Raw genomic sequence first — 1,107 nt, forward strand, 5'->3', positions numbered from 1 at the left:
TTGGCAAAGCTGGCCCAGTGGCCGAGAATACCGGCTCCTTGTGCTGCCCTTACCCAGAGCGGTACGACGAGTCAGAGACAAACCCGCTGTTCCTTAGGAGGACGCAAGATAATGTCTGTTAAGACCCTCAAACTGATCAAAGAAAACGATGTGAAATGGGTGGACCTGCGCTTCACCGATAGCCGTGGTAAGGAGCAGCACGTAACCCTTCCGGTTGGCGAAATCGATGAAGATTTCTTCCAGGACGGCAAAATGTTCGATGGTTCTTCCATCGCTGGCTGGAAAGGCATTAACGAATCCGACATGGTCATGATGCCGGATGACGAATCCGCTGTACTGGACCCGTTCACTGACGTTGCCACCCTGAACCTGCGTTGTGACATTCTTGAGCCGAACACCATGCAAGGTTACGAGCGCGACCCGCGCTCCGTTGCTCGTCGTGCCGAGGAATACCTGAAATCCACCGGTATTGCTGACACTGCGCTGTTTGGTCCGGAGCCGGAATTTTTCGTATTTGATTCCGTGCAGTGGAAGTCCGACATGCAGGGTTCCATGTACAACATCCACTCTGAAGAAGCGGCGTGGGTATCCCATGAAGATTTTGAAGGTGGCAACATCGGTCACCGTCCGGGCGTGAAAGGCGGCTACTTCCCGGTTCCGCCGGTAGACAGCCTGCACGATCTGCGTGGCGCAATGTGTTCTGCCATGGAATCCATGGGCCTGAACATCGAAGTGCATCACCACGAAGTGGGCACCGCAGGCCAGTGTGAAATCGGCGTTGGCGCCAACACCCTGACTGCCAAGGCAGACGAAGTACAGATCCTCAAGTACTGCGTACACAACGTGGCTCACGCCTACGGCAAAACCGCTACCTTCATGCCCAAGCCGCTGATCGGTGATAACGGCTCCGGTATGCACGTGCACGTGTCTCTGGGCAAAGACGGCAAGAACCTGTTTGCCGGCGACGGCTATGCTGGCCTGTCTGACGAAGCGCTGTATTTCATCGGCGGTATCATCAAGCACGCCCGCGCCCTGAACGCCTTCACCAACGCCTCCACCAACGCCTACAAGCGTCTGGTGCCCGGCTTTGAAGCCCCGGTAATGCTG

The 1,107-nt window shown here is 56.2% G+C and carries 1 protein-coding gene; it reads left to right on the top strand.

Annotated elements, in window-relative coordinates:
- Nucleotides 1-111: 111 nt before the first annotated feature.
- On the top strand, nt 112-1,107 hold a 996-nt coding region (gene glnA / locus A3730_RS05950), incomplete at its 3' end, for a type I glutamate--ammonia ligase (protein ID WP_063537708.1).

The organism is Alcanivorax sp. HI0044, from assembly GCF_001634945.1.